Source organism: Pseudomonas panipatensis (assembly GCF_900099785.1).
In the GTDB taxonomy this organism is placed as follows: Bacteria; Pseudomonadota; Gammaproteobacteria; order Pseudomonadales; family Pseudomonadaceae; genus Pseudomonas; species Pseudomonas panipatensis.
In genome coordinates this window covers 133,827-152,381 of record NZ_FNDS01000001.1, presented here as the reverse complement: position 1 = coordinate 152,381, position 18,555 = coordinate 133,827, and the positions used below count along the sequence as shown (strand labels likewise).

The window sequence follows — 18,555 nt, the reverse complement described above, 5'->3', positions numbered from 1 at the left end:
TCGGGGCAACGGCGAGCGCGAGCCCCAAGAAAAAGCCCCGCATTCGCGGGGCTTTTCACTGGCAGGCTGCGTTTACAGCTTGCTGGCGTTCTCGGCCAGGTACTTGGCCACGCCTTCCGGCGAGGCAGTCATGCCCTTGTCGCCTTTCTTCCAGTTGGCCGGGCAGACTTCGCCGTGCTCTTCGGTGAATTGCAGGGCGTCGACCAGGCGCAGCAGCTCGTCCATGTTACGGCCCAGCGGCAGGTCGTTGACGATCTGCGAACGCACCACGCCGTTGGTGTCGATCAGGAAGGCGCCACGGAAGGCCACGCCGCCTTCGGACTCGACGTCGTAGGCCTTGGCGATTTCATGGCTGATGTCGGCGGCCAGGGTGTACTTGACCGGGCCGATGCCGCCCTTATCCACCGGGGTGTTACGCCAGGCGTTGTGGGTGAAGTGGGAGTCGATGGAGACGCCGATCACTTCGACGTTGCGCGCCTGGAACTCGGGAATGCGGTGGTCCAGAGCGATCAGCTCGGACGGGCAGACGAAGGTGAAGTCCAGCGGATAGAAGAACACCAGGCCGTATTTGCCCTTGATGGCATCGGACAGGCGGAAGCTGTCTACGATCTCGCCATTGCCCAGTACGGCGGCTACGTTGAAGTCGGGCGCTTTCTTACCTACGAGTACGCTCATTCCTTGTCTCCTGAGTGATGCGGGATTTGAGGGCTACGCAACCTGTCGGCCTGACCCGGAAAGCCTTGCCGGCCTGGCCGCGCGCCCTTAGAGTGGCCTGGCATCATACACCGCGTTTTCCGCCCCCGCCCAGCGCTTTTACCCCCGCCCGCACGTTAACTCCTTGTCCGAAAAAGCATTTGTCGAGCCTCGAAAACCCGACCAACGAACTTTGACAATCATTCTCATTAAGATTAGTATCGTCGCCAACAACCCATCAGCGTAGTGCCGCCATGTACGTCTGCCTCTGCCAAGGTGTTACCGATACTCAGATCCGCGATGCAATCTATGAAGGTTGCTGCAGTTACCGCGACGTGCGCGAGAGCACCGGCGTCGGCACCCAATGTGGCAAATGTGCCTGCCTCGCCAAACAAGTGGTTCGCGAAACCCTTGGCGAATTGCAGAGTGCACAGTCTTCCGCCTACGCACAGGTCTATGTCGCCAATTGACGCATACCCTTCGACAATGATGAAAACCGGGCCAGGCCCGGTTTTTTTATGTCGGAAATTCAAGGAATTAGCGATTCATTGCAGAATCAAAACATTCGCATTTATATTTCTTTTATAGGCAATTCAAGTACTTACGTTTGACACCCAATTATATGGGGGACAAACTTCAGAACTTCCCCTCTCCGCACGGCAGGACTCGGCATGAAAGGCGACAAGAAAGTCATCCAGCACCTGAACAAGATCCTCGGCAACGAGCTGATCGCCATCAACCAGTACTTCTTGCACTCGCGCATGTGGAACGACTGGGGCCTGAAGCGCCTTGGCGCGCACGAGTACCACGAGTCCATCGATGAGATGAAACATGCCGACAAGCTCATCGAGCGCATCCTTTTCCTGGAAGGCCTGCCCAATCTGCAAGACCTGGGCAAGCTGCTGATCGGTGAGAACACCCAGGAAATGCTGCAGTGCGACCTGAACCTGGAACTGAAGGCCACCAAGGACCTGCGCGACGCCATCGTGCATTGCGAAAGCGTGCATGACTATGTGAGCCGCGACCTGCTCAAGGACATCCTGGAATCGGAAGAAGAGCACATCGACTACCTGGAAACCCAGTTGGGCCTGATCCAGAAGGTCGGTCTGGAAAACTACCTGCAGTCGCACATGCACGAAGACGACTGACGCGCCAGGCGCCGGCCTGCCGCTGGCGCCCTCTTCCCCAGGCTAGGCCGCGGCTGTCGGACGCCGCACCAGGCCCGCCCCCAGCACCAGCCCGGCACTGAGCGCCACCACGACCAGCAGGGCCAGCCGCAAGCCAATGTGCTCGGCCAGCACGCCGATCAGCGGCGGTCCCAGCAGCAACCCGCCATAGCCGAACGAAGCCACGGCGGCGACACCGCGGGCAGCATCGACATCCGCCTGGTTGCCCGCCGCGCCCATGAGGATCGGCACCACCACCGACAAGCCCACGCCGACCAGGGCAAAGCCCAGCACCGAAACACCGACCGGCGCAGCGAACAACGCCAGCAACATCCCCACGCATGCCAGCACGGCCAAACCGCGCACCAAGGCGACGTCGGAAAAGCGCAAGCGCAGGCGATCACCGAACAGGCGTCCCGCCACCATGCTCGCCGAGAATGCCGCGAAGCCCAGCGCCGCGACCCGCTCGGAGGCGCCCATCACGCTGTGCAGGAGCAACGCGCTCCAGTCCGCCACCGCACCTTCGGACACGAAGGCGCAGAGGGTCAGCAGCCCCAGACCGAGCAGACTCGCTGGCGGCAGACGCAGGCCACGCCGGCGCGGCTGCGGCTGTGGGCTCGGCTCGCCCCGTCCATCCAGCAGGCGCTTGCCAAGAAACGGCAGGGCCAGCAAGGCGAGACCCGCCAGCAGGGTGAAATGCCAGACGGGAGGCAGTCCGGCGCAGGCCGCAGCACCCAGCGCGCCAAGCAGACCGCCCAGGCTGAACATACCGTGCAGGCTGGACAGGCATGGCCGCGCCAGCGCGCGCTCGACCTCCACCGCCTGGGTATTCATCGCCACGTCCATGCAGGCGAACGTCACGCCGATCGCCAGGAAGCTCAGCGCCAGGTGCCACCACTGCTGGCACAGCCCGAGCAATGGAAACACCAGCAACAACGCCACGGCGCTGCCCAGCGTCACCCGACGGCTGCCATAGCGGCGCACCAGGGTGCCGCTGAACGTGAACGCCAGCAGCGCCCCCACCCCGGCGCCGAGCAGTGCCTGGCCAAGCCCCTGCTCATCGATCCCGGTGAGATTCTTCAGTGCCGGAATCCGCCCCATGACGCTGCCATGGGTCAGCCCGCCCACGGCAAAACAGAAGGCGCATGCCCAGCGGGCCGCGCGGGCCCGAGCCTTGTCATCCATTACCTGTCATCCATTGCCTGCCACTCAAGCTGCCAGCAGAAATGAAAAACCCCGCGCGGGCGGGGTTCTTCGAACCACTGGGACAGCGTCGATCAGGCTTCCGCCTTGCCCGCCGCCTTCTTGATCAGCGGCTGCAGTTCGCCCTTCTCGAACATCTCGGCGATGATGTCGCTGCCGCCGACCAGTTCGCCATCCACCCACAGCTGCGGGAAGGTCGGCCAGTTGGCGTACTTCGGCAGATTGGCGCGGATTTCCGGGTTCTGCAGGATGTCGACGTAGGCGAACTTCTCGCCGCAGGCCATCAGCACCTGGGCGGCGCGTGCCGAGAAACCGCATTGCGGAGCGTTCGGCGAACCTTTCATGTACAGCAGGATGGGGTTGTTGGCGATCTGCTCTTTGATGGTATCGATGATGTCCATGGCTTACCTCGGCTGAACTATCCGGTACTGGCCCGGCACTGCTTTGGAGGCGACGGCCGGAACTTGGCGCGCATTGTAGCGGAAAGCCTAGCGCTGCGCTCGGCTTTGCCCGAGGCCGACCAGCAGGCCGCGTCAGGCCGCCTCCACCTCCACTGGAACGCCATTGAGCGCCGCATTCCCAGACAGCGCATCGAGATAGCGCTCATCGGTCAGGTCGTTGGCGCTGGCGCCACCCTGCTCGCTGGCGATGGCCAGTTGCACCCCCGGCCGGGCATGCCCCCAGCCATGCGGCAGACTGACCACGCCGGCCATTACCTCCTCGCTGGCGGCGACTTCGACCTCGATGCTGCCGACCCGCGAGCGCACCCGCACGCGCTGGCCGTCGACCAACCCGCGCCGGCTCAGGTCCTCGGGATGCATCAGCAACTGGTAACGCGGCTTGCCCTTCACCAGGCGGTGGTAGTTGTGCATCCAGGAGTTATTGCTACGCACATGGCGGCGGCCGATCAGCAGCAATTGATCGGCGCTCGGCGCGGCAGCCGCGGCGAATCGCTGGAGGTCGGCAAGGAACAGTGGCGGCGCGGCCAGCACGGTGCGGCTGGCCGTTTTCAAGCGCCCCGTCAGGTTGGGCCGCAGCGCGCCCAGATCGAGGCCGTGGGGATGTTCGCGCAGGCGCGCCAGGCTGAGCTTGTGCTCGCTGGCATCGCCATAGGGACCGAAACGCAGGCCCATGTCGATCATCTGCTCCGGGGCGACCGTCGGCTTGAGTTCGATGCCCGCGCGCGTGGCATAGGCTCGCGCCAGGCCGACGAAGATTTCCCAGTCGTGCAGCGCGCCCGTCGGCTTGGGCAGCACGGCTTCGTTGAAGCGGGTGACGTTGCGCACGGCGAAGACATTGAAGGTGGTGTCGTAGTGGTCGTGCTCCAGCGGCGCGGTGGGCGGCAGGATCAGATCGGCATAGCGCGTGGTCTCGTTGATATAGAGATCGATGCTGAGCATGAACTCCAGCCCGTCCAGGGCCTGCTCCAGGCGTCGCCCGTTGGGCGTGGAGAGCACCGGATTGCCAGCCACGGTGACCAGCGCGCGAATCTGTCCGTCGCCCTCGCTGAGCATCTCCTCGGCGAGCGCCGCCACCGGCAATTCGCCGCCGTATTCGGGCAATCCGGACACACGGCTCTGCCAGCGGTTGAAGGCCCCTCCCGAGGTACTCGCCACCAGGTCCAGCGCCGGGCTGGTGCAGAGCGCGCCGCCGACGCGATCGAGGTTGCCGGTGAGCAGATTGATCAATTGCACCAGCCATTGGCAGAGGGTGCCGAAGCGCTGGGTGGAAACCCCCATGCGCCCATAGCAGACGGCCTTGTCGGCGGCGGCGAAGTCTCGCGCCAACTGGCGGATGACATCGGCGGACACACCGCAACGGGCGGCCATCGCCTCGACCGTGAAGGGCTGCAAGGCCGCGCACACCTCCTCCAGCCCGTCCACCGGCAAGTGCGTGGCGCGGGTCAGGCCCTCGCGGAACAGGGTATCGAGAATACCGAGCAACAACGCAGCGTCCTGGCCGGGCCGGATGAACAGATGCTGGTCGGCGATGGCCGCCGTTTCGCTGCGCCGCGGATCGACCACCACCAGCTTGCCGCCGCGCGCCTGGATGGCCTTCAAGCGCTTTTCCACATCCGGCACGGTCATGATGCTGCCGTTGGAAGCCAGCGGGTTGCCGCCGAGGATCAGCATGAAGTCGGTGTGGTCGATGTCCGGGATGGGAATCAGCAGCCCGTGGCCGAACATCTGCAGACTGACCAGGTGGTGCGGCAGTTGGTCCACCGAAGTGGCCGAGTAACGGTTGTGGGTCTTCAGCAGGCCGAGGAAGTAGTTGCTGTGGGTCATCAACCCATAGTTGTGCACGCTCGGGTTGCCCTGATACACGGCTACCGCATCGCTGCCATGGCGCTCACGGATATCCGCCAGGCGCGCGGCGACCAGTTCGAAGGCCTCGTCCCAGCCGATCGGCTGCCATTCGCTGCCGACCCGGCGCATGGGCTGACGCAGGCGGTCGGGGTCATGCTGGATATCCTGCAGTGCCACCGCCTTCGGGCAGATATGGCCACGGCTGAAGCTATCCTGCGCATCGCCCTTGATCGACAGGATGCGCTGCTCCTCGGTTTCGATGGTCAGGCCGCAGATGGCCTCGCACAGATGGCACGCACGGTGGTGGAGGGTCTTGCTCATGGCTCGCCTCTTGTTGTGGCGCCGGCGCCTCGCCGCGCCGGGCTTTTCGAACCCCCACTATGAAAGCCGACCTCGGCGAACGCCACCAGCTTAAAGCGGGTGAATCCCCTGCCATCAGGGTCGGGTATGCCACGGCGGACGCGGCCTCGGGCATAAACTTGCGTGAATGCGTAATTTCCTTATAGGATCGCGTCCTCCCCAATTTTCCGCTGCATGCGGTCACGCCGCAGGTTCAGTCCGTTTTTTCTCGAAAAAGCCGGCCAGTACCTCGGCCTGAAACTGAGAATAAGCAGTAGGTACTGAATCATGAGCGCTAGGCATTTTCTCTCGATGCTGGATTACACGACCGACGAACTCCTCGGTCTGATCCGCCGAGGCAGCGAGCTGAAGGACTTGCGCGAGCGAGGCGTGCTCTACGAACCGCTGAAGAACCGCGTGCTCGGCATGATCTTCGAGAAGGCCTCGACCCGTACGCGGATTTCCTTCGAGGCCGGCATGATCCAGCTCGGCGGCCAGGCGATCTTCCTCTCCCCGCGCGATACCCAACTGGGCCGCGGCGAGCCGATCGCCGATGCCGCCCGGGTGATGTCGCGGATGGTCGACGCGGTCATGATCCGCACCTTCGCCCACAGCAACCTCACCGAATTCGCGGCCAACTCCCGAGTACCGGTGATCAACGGCCTGTCCGACGACCTGCACCCCTGCCAGTTGCTGGCCGACATGCAGACCTTCCACGAACACCGCGGCAGCATCGCCGGCAAGTCGGTGGCCTGGATCGGCGACGGCAACAACATGTGCAACAGCTATATAGAAGCGGCCATCCGCTTCGATTTCGAGTTGCGCGTGGCCTGCCCCGAAGGCTATGAGCCGAACGCCGAACTGCTCAAGCTCGCCGGCGCGCGCGTGCGTGTCGTGCGCGACCCGCGCGAAGCAGTGGCGGGCGCGCATCTGGTCAGCACCGACGTATGGGCCTCCATGGGCCAGGAAGCCGAAGCCGAAGCGCGCATGCGCCTGTTCCACTCGTTCCAAGTGACCCGTGCTTTGCTCGACGGTGCCGCCAAGGATGTGCTCTTCATGCACTGCCTGCCGGCCCACCGTGGCGAGGAGATCAGCGAGGACCTGCTCGACGATCCGCGCTCGGTGGCCTGGGACCAGGCGGAGAACCGTCTGCACGCGCAGAAGGCGCTGCTCGAACTGCTGGTCGAACACGCCCACTACGCCTGATCGGCCTGGATGCGCCGCACGCTGCCTCGGAGGCGCGTGCGGCGCATTGTCGCCTCCGCGGCATTGAGGTGAGTAATTCTCATTCACCGCCTGTACACTGCGCGCTCCCCTATTCGCATCGCCCCGCATTCACGGCCCGTCCATGACCCGACCGCTGTTGCTCGAACTCAGACACCTTTCCTGTGGCTATGGGCAGCAACGCGTGGTGCAGGACGTCAGCCTGCACCTGAACAGCGGCGATATCGGCTGCCTGCTCGGCCCCTCCGGCTGTGGCAAGACCACCACGCTGCGCGCCATCGCCGGCTTCGAAGCAGTGCAGGCCGGTGAGATCCAGTTGGCCGGCGAGTGCATTTCGCGCCCCGGTTTCAGCCTGGCGCCGGAAAAGCGCCGGATCGGCATGGTGTTCCAGGATTACGCGCTGTTCCCGCACCTGAACGTGGAGGACAACGTCGCCTTCGGCATCAGCCGGCATCCCGAACGCCAGCGCATCGTCAGTGAGCTACTGGCGCTGGTGAAGCTCGATACCCTGGGCAAGCGTTATCCCCATGAGCTGTCCGGCGGTCAGCAACAGCGTGTCGCCCTGGCCCGCGCGCTGGCGCCGGAGCCGTTGCTGCTGTTGCTCGACGAGCCATTCTCCAACCTCGACGTGGCGCTGCGCCGCACACTCAGCCACGAGGTCCGCGACATTCTCAAGGCGCGCGGCACCAGCGCCGTCCTGGTGACCCACGACCAGGAGGAAGCCTTCGCCGTCAGCGACCAGGTCGGCGTGTTCCGGCAGGGTCGCCTGGAACAGTGGGACACACCGTTCAACCTCTATCACGAGCCACGGACGCCCTTCGTCGCCAGCTTCGTCGGCCAGGGCTACTTCATCCGCGGGCAGATGCTCACCGCGGACAGCGTGCGAACCGAACTCGGCATCCTGCGTGGCAATCGCGCCTACCGGCTGCCGAGCGGCAGCCCGGTGGACGTACTGCTACGCCCGGACGATCTGGTCCATGCGCCGGAGGCGTCGCTGAAAGCGCGAATCGTCGGCAAATCCTTCCTCGGCGCCGCCACCCTCTACCGCCTGCAATTACCCAGCGGCACGCAGTTGGAGTCGCTGTTTCCCAGCCACGCCGACCATCAGCCGGGCGAAGAAGTCGGCATCGGCATCGCCGCCGAGCACCTGGTGCTGTTCAACGCCGAAGGCAGCATCGCGAGCGGCTCGACCAACTGACCAGCACGCGAAGCGACCGCCCGGGCTCAACCGCGACGCAGTGACTTGGGTGTCAGGCCGAGGTAGCGGCGCATCGCCGTGGTCAGCGCGCTCTGGCTGGAAAAGCCGCACTCACCGGCGACCCGCACCAACGGCAGATCGCTCTCCCGCAGCAGGCGCGCGGCGCGATCCAGGCGCAGCTTGAGCAGATACTGGTGCGGCGTCAGGCCGACGCACTCCTTGAACTGCGCATGGAAATGACTGGGGCTGAGGCAGGCCACCTGGGCCAGCTCGGCAACCGTGATGCGTCGCGCCAGGTTGCCGAGGATGTGTGCGTCCAGGCGCTCCATGTCCAGCGGCCCGCAGGGCAGCGCTGACGGCTCGCCGAACAGGCGCAGGTGCAAGGCACGGATCAGCACGCCACCCAAGGCCCGCGCCAACAGCGGATCGCTGCCGTAACGGGCCAGCTCGGCGCCGGCATAACTGAGCAGGTTCTGGAAGTCGGCATCCAGGGTCGGGTAGCCCGGTGCTTCGAACAGCCGCGCGAGCAACTCACCATCGTCGGCCGGCACGGCCTGCGGGCCGAGGTCGATGATCAGCATGCGATTGTCGCCGACGCCGGCGAAGGCATGATCGGCATCGCCAGGCACCAGGCAGGCGCGCATGCGACAGACTTCGCCGCCGCGCCCCGCGACCTCGAATTCGGCACGCCCGGACAGCGACATCACCAATTGGTGATGATCGTGCGCATGGGCATGGGACTGGTCCGACAGGCGGGCGATTCGGGTTTCGAACATCGACGGTGAAAGCTCAGGTTTCGCGCACTCTAGCGGAGTTGCCGGCCCCTGCACAGGCACAGCCGTCGTGGCGTCCGGACAGGCATGGTGAAGGGCCGCTCCTGAGCGATTCAGCGCATGCGCCACAGCCGGGGGAATTGAAAGTCACAGGTGGATTCCCCATCTAGACTGTCATCTCCAATCAGTCAGGTGCCTCATGAGCGACCACGACGACAATCAAGACGCCCAGAGTGCCGGAGCCAGCCACGGCACCGGCCTGGTACTGCCAGGGCAGAACCTGCCGACCACCGTCTACGTCATCCCGATCCATAACCGTCCGTTCTTCCCGGCCCAAGTCCTGCCGGTGATCGTCAACGAAGAGCCCTGGGCGGAAACCCTGGAACTGGTGGCCAAGACCGACCACCACAGCCTGGCGTTGTTCTTCATGGACAATCCGCCGGATGACCCGCGCCATTTCGACCCGAGCAGCCTGCCCGAGCACGGCACCCTGGTGCGGGTGCACCATGCCAGCCGCGAAGGCGGCAAGCTGCAGTTCGTCGCCCAAGGCCTGTCGCGGGTGCGTATCCGTGGCTGGCTCAAGCGCCACCGCCCGCCCTTCCTGGTCGAAGTGGACTACCCGCATACGCCCAGCGATGCCAGTGACGAGGTCAAGGCCTATGGCATGGCGCTGATCAATGCGATCAAGGAACTGCTGCCGCTCAACCCGCTGTACAGCGAGGAGCTGAAGAACTACCTGAACCGCTTCAACCCCAACGACCCCTCGCCGCTCACCGACTTCGCCGCCGCGCTCACCACCGCGCCCGGCAGCGAACTGCAGGAAGTGCTGGACACCGTGCCCATCCTCAAGCGCATGGAGAAGGTTCTGCCGCTGCTGCGCAAAGAGGTCGAGGTCGCGCGCCTGCAGAATGAACTGTCCGCCGAGGTCAACCGCAAGATCGGCGAGCGCCAGCGCGAGTTCTTCCTCAAGGAGCAACTGAAGATCATCCAGCAGGAGCTGGGTATCACCAAGGATGACAAGAGCGCCGACGCCGACGAGTTCCGTGCCCGCCTGGAAGGCAAGGTGCTGCCGGAACAGGCGCGCAAACGCATCGACGAGGAGCTGAACAAACTGTCGATCCTCGAAACCGGCTCGCCGGAGTACGCGGTGACGCGCAACTATCTGGATTGGGCCAGCTCGGTCCCCTGGGGCGTCTACGGCAAGGACAAGCTCGACCTGCAGCACGCGCGCAAGGTCCTCGACAAGCACCATGCCGGCCTCGATGACGTGAAGAACCGCATCCTCGAGTTCCTCGCCGTGGGTGCCTTCAAGGGTGAGATCGCCGGCTCCATCGTGCTGCTGGTCGGCCCGCCGGGCGTGGGCAAGACCAGCATCGGCAAGTCCATCGCCGAAAGCCTCGGCCGGCCCTTCTATCGCTTCAGCGTCGGCGGCATGCGCGACGAGGCGGAGATCAAGGGCCATCGCCGCACCTACATCGGCGCCCTGCCCGGCAAGCTGGTGCAGGCGCTGAAGGAGGTCGAGGTGATGAACCCGGTGATCATGCTCGACGAAATCGACAAGCTCGGCGCCAGCTACCAGGGCGATCCGGCCTCGGCGCTGCTGGAAACCCTCGATCCGGAGCAGAACGTCGAATTCCTCGACCACTACCTGGACCTGCGCCTGGACCTGTCCAAGGTGCTCTTCGTCTGCACGGCGAATACCCTGGATTCGATTCCGGGACCACTGCTCGACCGGATGGAAGTGATCCGCCTGTCCGGCTATATCGCCGAGGAGAAACTGGCCATCGCCAAGCGCCACCTGTGGCCGAAGCAACTGGAGAAAGCCGGGGTGCCGAAGAGCCGCCTGTCGATCAACGACGCCGCCCTGCGCGCGGTGATCGACGGCTACGCCCGCGAAGCCGGGGTACGGCAATTGGAGAAGCAGCTCGGCAAGCTGGTGCGCAAGGCCGTGGTGAAGCTGCTGGAAGACCCGCAAGCCAAGCTGAAGATCGGCGCCAAGGACCTCGAAGAATCGCTCGGCATGCCGGTATTCCGCACCGAGCAGTTGCTTTCCGGGATCGGTGTGATCACTGGCCTGGCCTGGACCAGCATGGGCGGCGCCACGCTGCCCATCGAAGCGACGCGCATCCATACGCTGAACCGTGGTTTCAAGCTGACCGGGCAGCTCGGCGACGTGATGAAGGAGTCGGCGGAGATCGCCTACAGCTACATCAGCTCGCACCTGAAGCAGTACGGCGGTGATCCGGCCTTCTTCGACCAGGCGTTCGTCCACCTGCACGTGCCGGAAGGCGCCACGCCCAAGGATGGCCCGAGCGCCGGCGTGACCATGGCCAGCGCCCTGCTTTCCCTGGCGCGCAATCAAGCGGCGAAGAAAGGCGTGGCCATGACCGGCGAACTGACCCTGACCGGTCAGGTGCTGCCGATCGGCGGGGTGCGGGAAAAGGTCATCGCCGCGCGTCGACAGAAGATCTTCGAGCTGATCATCCCGGAGGCCAACCGTGGCGATTTCGAGGAGCTGCCGGCGTACCTCAAGGAAGGCCTGAGCGTGCACTTCGCCAAACGCTATGCCGACGTGGCCAGGGTGCTGTTCCCGGCCTGAAGCCAGCCAGGGTGACGCCAGCACGGCGTCACCCTGTTCCTCGCCGGAGGCGCTGCCCCCTCTCTGCGCCTCCTCGCCTTGGGCCGTGGTGATATCCGCCACTGACGCGCCGGGTAAAGCGCTCCACTGTATTCGCCCGACGCTCGCCACCCAGCCCGCGCCAAGCGCCCCTCGCCGCCGCTCCGGTACAGCATCGATGCAGGCCGGGCAGCGCCTACAGTTCGCCCGCGGCTTTGCGTTATCCTGCCGACTGTCCGCGCCCACCCGAGGAGTCGTCATGCCGTCGCCCCGCCTGTTGCTACCCCTGTCGCTCTTACTGCTCGCCGGCTGCGCCAGTCAGCCCAAGTCCGTGGTCAGCCTGGAGAACGAGCGCGACTGCAAGCCACTGGCGTTGCACCAGGGCCAGGAGCTGGTGCTGATGCTGCCAAGCAATCCCACCACCGGCTTCCGCTGGGAGATGCGCAACGCCGCCAGCAATCTGCTGCGCAGCCTGGGACCGGAGGTCTACGCCAACCCCGAGAACAGTGACCTGGTCGGCGGCGCCGGTCAGTCAACCTGGCGCTTCCGCGTCATCGCCAGCGGCGAGGCACATCTGCAATTGGTCTATCGCCGCCCCTGGGAAGCCGAGGCAGCCCCCGAGCAGACCTTCGACTGCGCGCTCAAGGCACGCTGAACGCGGCGTCATTTGCCGCTCGACTCGACGCCCCTGGCCTGGCGGTGCATGCCTGCAAGCCTCTACCGCTGCTTGCGCTGTCGCTCTTGGGGGAGCACCGCCGAAACGCCTCGCCAGCACACCCGCCCGGCCATCAGCGCCATGCTCTGGCGCTGGATGACCACGGCCCCTGGCGCCGCCCGGTATCGCCGGAGAAGTCCGCCGCCCCCCATCCGACCGAGCGGAAAGGAGGCTTGCGTCGCTGGCGCCGGGCCGCTGCCGGGCGGCCACCGATGGGCGGTTAGCAGCACCCATTCGACTAAAACCGGGCTCGGCGAGAAAAGTCCGGCAAGCCGGTACTCGATCGTCTATAGATCAATAACCGGGGCGTAGGGAATGGAGGCGTTTCATGCGTACTGAAGTCCGTTTCACGGTAGTACTCTGTACCTGCTGGTTGCTCTCCGGCTGCGGTAGCCTGCTGCCCAGCGAACGCGCCGAAGTCCAATCCCCCTTCCTCGACTATCAGGACGCCGAGCACCGTTACGAACAGGTCGTACCGGGCAAGACCACGCGCTCGCAACTCCTCGGCCTAGGCTTCGACCCACTGACCCAGGGCAATGCCAAAATGCTGTCCTTCATCGACGTGCGGCTGCTCTTCGTGCAACCCAACATCCCCATCGACTACCTGCCCGACGGCCTGGTGACCTGCCTGCAGGCCAAGGACCGCTGCATCGGCTACTCCTTCGACTTCAGCAAGACCGATAGCCAGCGGGTCGGCAGCTTCTGGGCGGACATCTTCAACTTCCGCAAGCGTCGCCAGGTCGAGGGCTGGTCGTTCCGCCCGGTGTTCGTGCTGATCGATGACGTCGTGGTGCACAAGGTCAGCAACGGCGAGCCGAACATCCGCCGCATGGAGGACAAGCACAACCCGCTCGGTCCGCTGCAAGGCGCCGGGGAATACTTCTCCAGCCAGTTCAAGTGAGGCGCTCAGGGCTTGTCGCCCAGAGGTTGGGGCGTCCGGCCCGCTCGGCTACAATGCGCCCCCGGCAACGCCATCCGCGCGTTCGCCGGCATCCCGCAATCGCCGTACCGAGGCCCCCCGCGTGAGCGAGCCAGACCGCATTTTCGCCCAGCCCCTGCAACAGGTCACCGACTTCACCTTCAACGAAGACGTGGCCCGCGTCTTCCCGGACATGATCAAGCGTTCGGTGCCAGGCTACCCGACCATCGTGGAGAACATTGGTGTCCTCGGCGCGCGCTTCGCCCAGCCCAACAGCCTGCTCTACGACCTGGGCTGTTCGCTGGGCGCCGTGACCCAAGCCCTGCGCCGGCACGTGAAGACCGATGGCTGCCGGGTGATCGGCGTGGATAACTCCGCCGCCATGCTGCAGCGCTGCCGCGAGTATCTCAGCGCCCAGGACGCCATGTACCAGGAACTGCTGCCGGCCGAGCTGCTGGAAGCCGACATCCTCGACCTGGAGTTCCAGCCCTGCGCGCTGGTGGCGATGAACTTCACCCTGCAATTCATCGAACCCGCTCGCCGCCAGGAACTGCTCGGTCGTATCCGCCAGAGCCTGCTGCCCGGCGGCGCGCTGATCCTCTCGGAGAAACTGCGCTTTGCCGATGCGGCCGAGCAGGAACTGCTCAATGAGCTGCACTTGGACTTCAAGCGTGCCAATGGCTACAGCGAACTGGAAATCGCCCAGAAACGCAGCGCCATCGAGAAGGTGATGCTTCCCGACACCCTGGAAGAGCACCGTGAACGCCTGTCTGCCGCCGGTTTTTCCAAGGTGGTGCTGTGGTTCCAGTGCCTGAACTTCGCCTCGCTGATCGCCCTGCCATGATCGAACGCTTCGCCCTCGAAAGCCTGTGCCGGGAACTGGCCGGCACGCCCCTGCAAACCTGGAGCGAATCCCTCGCCACGCAACTCGCGGCCAAGGTCGCGGAGGGGCATGGCGACCTCGCACGCTGGCTCAGCGCCGTCGACCAACTGCCGGCACTCCAGGCCTCGACCATCGAACTGCGGGAGCACTTCGCCCTCGACGGCCCGTGCGACGAAGCCACCCGCGCGGAACTGAAGAGCACCCTGCAAGGCCTGATCCCCTGGCGCAAAGGGCCGTTCGATGTATTCGGCGTGCATATCGACACCGAATGGCGCTCGGACTGGAAATGGGAGCGCGTCTCGCCGCACCTCGACCTGGTCGGCAAGCGTGTGCTGGATGTCGGCTGCGGTAACGGCTACTACCAGTGGCGTATGCTCGGCGCCGGCGCACGCAGCGTGGTCGGCGTGGACCCGAACTGGTTGTTCTTCTGCCAATTCCTGGCGATGAAGCGCTACCTGCCGCAGCGACCGGCCTGGCACCTGCCGCTGACGCTGGAAGAACTGCCGGAGAGACTGGAAGGCTTCGACACGGTGTTTTCCATGGGCGTGCTCTACCACCGCCGCTCGCCGATCGATCACCTTTTCGCGCTCAAGGACTGCCTGCGTCGTGGCGGCGAACTGGTGCTGGAAACCTTGGTGGTGGAAGGCGACGAGACTACCGTGCTGGTCCCGGAAGATCGCTATGCGCAGATGCGCAACGTCTGGTTCCTGCCCTCGGTGCCAGCCCTGGAACGCTGGCTGCGCCGTGCCGGTTTCAGCGATGTGCGCTGCGTGGACCTGAGCCGGACCACGGTGGAGGAACAGCGCTCGACCCAGTGGATGCGCTACCAGTCGCTACCGGAATTCCTCGACCCGCACGACCACAACCGCACCATCGAAGGCCTGCCGGCGCCGCTGCGCGCCACCCTGGTGGCACGCAAGCCCTGACGGCCATCCGGGGGCAATGCGCCGAAAGCGCGCAGCCGGACGTAGAAGCGCACGATCGCAAGCGTCGCGCGCGTCTACCGGTGCCGGATTCAGCGCCGGGCGGCAGCGACGATCAGCGCTTTCATTTCCGCCACCGCCTGCTTGAAGCCGACGAACAGGGCATGGGCCACGATGGCGTGACCGATGTTCAGCTCATTGACCCCGGGAATCGCCGCCACCGGCTCGACGTTGTGGTAATGCAGGCCGTGGCCGGCATTGACGATCAGGCCGTGGGACAGGCCGAACTCGACGCCATCGCGAATCCGCGCCAGCTCCAGCGCCATCTCCGCCGCGCTGTGGGCATCGGCGTAACGTCCGGTGTGCAATTCGATGGCCGGCGCGCCGATCCGTGCCGAGGCTTCGATCTGCCGCGGATCCGGATCAATGAACAGCGAGACTTCGCAACCGGCCGCGCTCAGGCGCTGCACCGCTTCATGGATACGCGCCTGCTGGCCAGCGACGTCCAGACCACCCTCGGTGGTCAGCTCCTGGCGAGTTTCCGGGACCAGGCAGACATGCGCCGGACGGATGCTCTCGGCGAAGGCAAGCATCGCCTCGGTAACGCCCATCTCGAAGTTCATCCGCGTCTGCAGCACCTCCGCCAGTACGCGTACATCGCGATCCTGGATGTGCCGGCGGTCTTCGCGCAGGTGCACGGTAATGCCGTCTGCACCCGCTTCCTCGGCATCCAGGGCCGCTTTCACCGGGTCGGGATAACGCGTGCCGCGGGCCTGGCGCAGGGTGGCGACGTGGTCGATGTTGACGCCGAGGAGGATGCGGTTGGCTTCAGTCACGGGAGGGTTCCTTACGATTCATGAAGAGTTCGCGGCTGACCAGCGGCCGGCCGCCGAGATGGGGTGCGAGCGCTTGGCGCATCAGACGCTTGGCCGCCGCCAGCGCACCGGGAGCGCTCCAGTCGGCCTCGGCCATGGCCAGCAGATCGGCGCCATGGAACAGCCCCGGCTGCAGATCGCCCACCGGCTCCAGGCCGGCATCCGGCAACAAGCGGTACAGGCCGGCTGGCGCAACGGGTTGTCCGACAATATCGCGGTCGAGGGCGAAACCATAGCCCAGCTCATCCAGCAGGCGCCACTCGAAGGCGCGCAACAACGGCTCCAGCGGACGCCCGGCAGCCAGCAGCGGCAAGGTCGCGCGGTAGTGCTCGAACAATTCGGGGTGAGCGACCTCCGCCGGCAACAAGCGGATCAGCAGCTCGTTCAGGTAAAGCCCGCTGAACAGTGCCTCGCTGGCCAGCAGGTTGGGGATGCCGGCGGCCTCCAGCCGGGAGACGTTCTTCAGCTCGCTGCGGCCGCGAAACTCGGCTTCCAGCGGCACGAAGGGCCGCGCCAGGGCCCCGGTCTTGCCACGCGCGCCGCGCAGCACCGCGCGCAGACGCCCCTCGGGGGTGAGGAAGTCCACCAGCGCGCTGGTTTCCTTGTAAGGCCGGCTGTGCAGGATGAAGGCCGGCAGGGGAACGCTGACGAAGCTCATGCGGCGGCGCGGCCTTCAGGCGGCCCGCAGGCGCGGGCCGCATTCGAGGGGATCAGAGGTCGCCGTAGCCGAGCGAGCGCAGGGCGCGCTCGTCGTCGGACCAGCCGCCTTTCACCTTCACCCAGAGATTGAGCATGACCTTGGAGTCGAACAGCACCTCCATGTCCTTGCGCGCGTTCTGGCCGATGCTTTTGATGCGCTCGCCCTTGTCGCCGATGATGATCTTCTTCTGCCCTTCGCGTTCCACCAGGATCAGCGCATGGATATGCAGCACATGCCCTTCCTGCTTGAACTCTTCGATCTCCACGGTGATCTGGTAGGGCAGCTCGGCACCGAGCTGGCGCATGATCTTCTCGCGCACCAGTTCGGCGGCGAGGAAACGGCTGCTGCGGTCGGTGATCTGGTCTTCCGGGAAGAAATGCTCGCTCTCCGGCAGGCGCTCGGCCACGAGCTTTTCCAGCAGATCCAGATTCTGTCCGTGCTGGGCCGAGATCGGCACCACCTCGGCATTCGGCAGTTGCTCGGCGAGCCACTGCAGGTGCGGCAGCAATTCACCCTTGTCTTCCAGGCGATCGACCTTGTTCACCGCGATCAGCACCGGGCACTGAACATGCACCACGCGATCGAGCACCAGTTGGTCCTCGTCGGTCCAGCGCATGCGGTCGACGACGAAGATCACCACGTCGACGTCCTTCAGTGCGGCGCTGGCCGTCCGGTTCATGTAGCGGTTGAGTGCCTTGTCGTTGTCCTTGTGCAGGCCGGGGGTATCGACGTACACCGCCTGCACCGGGCCCTCGGTCTTGATGCCGAGCAGGGTGTGGCGGGTGGTCTGCGGCTTGCGCGAGGTGATGGCCAGCTTCTGCCCGAGGATGTGGTTGAGCAGGGTCGACTTGCCCACGTTGGGGCGGCCGACGATAGCGACGTAGCCGCAGCGGCTGATGTCGTCTTGGTGTTCAGTCATGGCCATTCTCCACGCCCAGGGCCACCAGCGCGGCGGCCGCGGCCACCTGCTCGGCGATACGCCGGCTACCGCCGTGACCGTGGGTCTTGTCATTCAACAGAGCGACTTCGCATTCGACGAAGAATGTCCGGCAATGCGGCTCGCCCTGGATATCCACCACGTCATAGCGCGGCAATTCGCAGGCACGCGATTGCAGGAATTCCTGCAGGCGCGTCTTCGGATCCTTGTTGGTGTCCACCGGGGTCAGCTCGCGCAGTTGCGGGCCAAGCCAGCCAAGGATGCGCTCACGCGCGGAATCCATGCCGGTATCCAGGTAGATGGCGCCGATCAGCGCCTCCATGGCGTCGGCGAGGATCGACTCGCGCCGGAAACCGCCACTTTTCAGCTCACCCGAGCCCAGGCGCAGGTAGTCGCCCAGTTCGAAGCCGCGCGCCAGCAAGGCCAGCGTCTCGCCCTTGACCAAGCGCGCGCGCAAGCGCGACAGCTGCCCTTCGCGAGCCTGTGGAAAATGGCTGAACAGGGCTTCGCCGATGACGAAGTTGAGGATGGCGTCACCGAGGAACTCCAGGCGCTCGTTGTTGCGCCCGGCGAAGCTGCGATGGGTCAGGGCCAGGACCATCAGGTCCTGGTCCTTGAAGGTGTAGCCGAGCTTGCGCTCGAGTCGGTCCAGGGTATTGCTCACGGCATTCTTACACGGAAATCTTTATCGAAATGGACCACCAGATCGAGGTTCTCGATCAGCGGCTCGCGTTTTTCATACTTCAGGTGGACACGGAACTCGTTGCTATCCAGTTTCACATCCATCGCGTCCTGCAATTTCAGGTCGCGAATACCGTTGATGGTCAGCGCCTTATCCACATAAGAGTAGAACTCCGGGACGCTGCGCACCTCCGCGGCCTTGTCGGTCTCCACCGAGGTAATGGCTTTCTCGATGGAGTAATAATCCAGGTAGTGCGGAATGATCTTGAACGCGGTACTGGCAAAGAATGCCACCAGGGCGAGCACGATCAGCCAGCCCAGCAACGACATTCCCTTCTGCGAACGAGCGTAAGTCATAGCGACCTCATGTCGGTATCGTTGTCATTTCCCGCCAACGGCGGCT

19 protein-coding genes are annotated in these 18,555 nt (G+C 64.9%); 9 read left to right on the top strand and 10 right to left on the bottom strand.

Annotated features, from left to right (window positions below):
- Positions 1–72: 72 nt before the first annotated feature.
- Entirely contained in the window at positions 73–675 is a 603-nt protein-coding gene (locus BLQ74_RS00725; protein ID WP_090259809.1) for a peroxiredoxin, read from the bottom strand.
- Between the two features lie 272 nt (positions 676–947).
- On the opposite strand from BLQ74_RS00725, the gene BLQ74_RS00720 reads away from it, so the two are divergent.
- Together BLQ74_RS00720 and bfrB are read left to right on the top strand one after the other, a co-directional pair.
- Positions 948–1,163 carry a bacterioferritin-associated ferredoxin gene (locus BLQ74_RS00720; protein ID WP_090259807.1) on the top strand — a complete coding sequence of 72 codons (216 nt, stop codon included), beginning with the start codon at positions 948–950 and terminating at the stop codon, positions 1,161–1,163.
- A gap of 201 nt (positions 1,164–1,364) precedes the next feature.
- Positions 1,365–1,841 carry a bacterioferritin BfrB gene (bfrB, locus tag BLQ74_RS00715; protein WP_024765400.1) on the top strand — a complete coding sequence of 159 codons (477 nt, stop codon included), beginning with the start codon at positions 1,365–1,367 and terminating at the stop codon, positions 1,839–1,841.
- Between the two features lie 42 nt (positions 1,842–1,883).
- On the opposite strand, the gene BLQ74_RS00710 is transcribed toward bfrB, so the two are convergent.
- The 3 genes from BLQ74_RS00710 to BLQ74_RS00700 all read right to left on the bottom strand — a co-directional run bounded on the left by BLQ74_RS00710 (position 1,884) and on the right by BLQ74_RS00700 (position 5,689).
- Positions 1,884–3,044, bottom strand: a complete 1,161-nt coding sequence (locus tag BLQ74_RS00710) for an MFS transporter (protein WP_090259805.1) — start codon at positions 3,042–3,044, stop codon at positions 1,884–1,886.
- Between the two features lie 92 nt (positions 3,045–3,136).
- On the bottom strand, positions 3,137–3,463 hold the full coding sequence (grxD, locus tag BLQ74_RS00705) for a Grx4 family monothiol glutaredoxin (protein ID WP_090259803.1): 327 nt from the start codon (positions 3,461–3,463) through the stop codon (positions 3,137–3,139).
- A 132-nt stretch (positions 3,464–3,595) separates the two neighbouring features.
- On the bottom strand, positions 3,596–5,689 hold the full coding sequence (locus BLQ74_RS00700; protein ID WP_090259800.1) for a molybdopterin oxidoreductase family protein: 2,094 nt from the start codon (positions 5,687–5,689) through the stop codon (positions 3,596–3,598).
- Positions 5,690–5,995: 306 nt separating this feature from the next.
- Here BLQ74_RS00700 and argF point away from each other — a divergent pair, with 306 nt between their 5' ends.
- Positions 5,996–6,913, top strand: a complete 918-nt coding sequence (gene argF, locus BLQ74_RS00695; RefSeq protein ID WP_090259798.1) for an ornithine carbamoyltransferase — start codon at positions 5,996–5,998, stop codon at positions 6,911–6,913.
- 142 nt (positions 6,914–7,055) lie between these two features.
- Positions 7,056–8,129, top strand: a complete 1,074-nt coding sequence (locus BLQ74_RS00690; RefSeq protein ID WP_090259796.1) for an ABC transporter ATP-binding protein — start codon at positions 7,056–7,058, stop codon at positions 8,127–8,129.
- A 26-nt stretch (positions 8,130–8,155) separates the two neighbouring features.
- On the opposite strand, the gene BLQ74_RS00685 is transcribed toward BLQ74_RS00690, so the two are convergent.
- A complete protein-coding gene (locus BLQ74_RS00685) occupies positions 8,156–8,905 on the bottom strand; it encodes a helix-turn-helix transcriptional regulator (protein ID WP_090259794.1) in 750 nt (249 codons plus the stop codon).
- 196 nt (positions 8,906–9,101) lie between these two features.
- Between BLQ74_RS00685 and lon the strand changes: the two genes are divergently transcribed.
- From lon to cmoB, 5 genes are all read left to right on the top strand, one after another.
- Positions 9,102–11,501, top strand: a complete 2,400-nt coding sequence (gene lon / locus BLQ74_RS00680) for an endopeptidase La (RefSeq protein WP_090259792.1) — start codon at positions 9,102–9,104, stop codon at positions 11,499–11,501.
- 277 nt (positions 11,502–11,778) lie between these two features.
- Positions 11,779–12,174 carry a protease inhibitor I42 family protein gene (locus BLQ74_RS00675; protein ID WP_090259790.1) on the top strand — a complete coding sequence of 132 codons (396 nt, stop codon included), beginning with the start codon at positions 11,779–11,781 and terminating at the stop codon, positions 12,172–12,174.
- Positions 12,175–12,562: 388 nt separating this feature from the next.
- Entirely contained in the window at positions 12,563–13,135 is a 573-nt protein-coding gene (locus BLQ74_RS00670) for a hypothetical protein (protein ID WP_090259788.1), read from the top strand.
- 121 nt (positions 13,136–13,256) lie between these two features.
- Positions 13,257–13,997 carry a carboxy-S-adenosyl-L-methionine synthase CmoA gene (cmoA, locus tag BLQ74_RS00665; RefSeq protein WP_090259786.1) on the top strand — a complete coding sequence of 247 codons (741 nt, stop codon included), beginning with the start codon at positions 13,257–13,259 and terminating at the stop codon, positions 13,995–13,997.
- Entirely contained in the window at positions 13,994–14,962 is a 969-nt protein-coding gene (cmoB, locus tag BLQ74_RS00660) for a tRNA 5-methoxyuridine(34)/uridine 5-oxyacetic acid(34) synthase CmoB (RefSeq protein ID WP_090259784.1), read from the top strand. Before cmoA ends, cmoB begins: the two co-directional genes overlap by 4 nt.
- 89 nt (positions 14,963–15,051) lie before the next feature.
- Here cmoB and pdxJ read toward each other — a convergent pair whose 3' ends face one another.
- From pdxJ to BLQ74_RS00635, 5 genes are read right to left on the bottom strand one after another with little or no spacing between them, the layout of a single operon-like run.
- Positions 15,052–15,795, bottom strand: coding sequence for a pyridoxine 5'-phosphate synthase (gene pdxJ / locus BLQ74_RS00655; RefSeq protein WP_090259782.1), 744 nt, complete (start codon positions 15,793–15,795; stop codon positions 15,052–15,054).
- Entirely contained in the window at positions 15,788–16,492 is a 705-nt protein-coding gene (gene recO, locus BLQ74_RS00650) for a DNA repair protein RecO (RefSeq protein WP_090259781.1), read from the bottom strand. The genes pdxJ and recO overlap by 8 nt, the downstream gene beginning before the upstream one ends.
- A 52-nt stretch (positions 16,493–16,544) precedes the next feature.
- A complete protein-coding gene (gene era / locus BLQ74_RS00645; RefSeq protein WP_090259779.1) occupies positions 16,545–17,453 on the bottom strand; it encodes a GTPase Era in 909 nt (302 codons plus the stop codon).
- Entirely contained in the window at positions 17,446–18,135 is a 690-nt protein-coding gene (gene rnc / locus BLQ74_RS00640; RefSeq protein WP_090259776.1) for a ribonuclease III, read from the bottom strand. Before rnc ends, era begins: the two co-directional genes overlap by 8 nt.
- Positions 18,132–18,509, bottom strand: a complete 378-nt coding sequence (locus BLQ74_RS00635) for a DUF4845 domain-containing protein (RefSeq protein ID WP_090259774.1) — start codon at positions 18,507–18,509, stop codon at positions 18,132–18,134. The genes rnc and BLQ74_RS00635 overlap by 4 nt, the downstream gene beginning before the upstream one ends.
- Positions 18,510–18,555: the final 46 nt, after the last annotated feature.